Below are 378 nucleotides of genomic sequence, written 5' to 3' on the forward strand. Positions count from 1 at the left end.
TCAAGGACAAGGATGCGGAATGGAACCGTGGCGCCTTCCTGGTGCAGGGGCCGGGTCATTGCGGCAGCTGCCACACCCCGCGCGGGCCCGCCTTCAACGAGAAGGGGATGGACCAGTCGAGCAAGCTGTTCCTGTCTGGCGGGCTGCTGGACGGCTGGTACGCGCCGAGCCTGCGTCAGGATCCCAACACCGGCCTCGGCCGGTGGAGCGAGGATGACATCTACGCCTTCCTCAAGACCGGGCGGAACGGGCACGGCGTGGTCTTCGGGTCGATGGCGGATGCCTTCAACAACTCGACCCAGTTCCTGACCGACGACGACCTGCACGCGATCGCGCATTACCTCAAGGCGCTGCCCGGCGATCCGTCGCGCGACGGCA

1 protein-coding gene is annotated in these 378 nt (G+C 66.9%); it reads left to right on the top strand.

The features are described 5' to 3' along the window. Window positions 1-378, top strand: a 378-nt coding sequence (locus CVV76_RS23290) for a c-type cytochrome (RefSeq protein WP_146010373.1), incomplete at both ends; no start/stop codon positions are given.

The organism is Acidimangrovimonas sediminis (assembly GCF_002871005.1).
Taxonomy (GTDB): Bacteria; Pseudomonadota; Alphaproteobacteria; order Rhodobacterales; family Rhodobacteraceae; genus Acidimangrovimonas; species Acidimangrovimonas sediminis.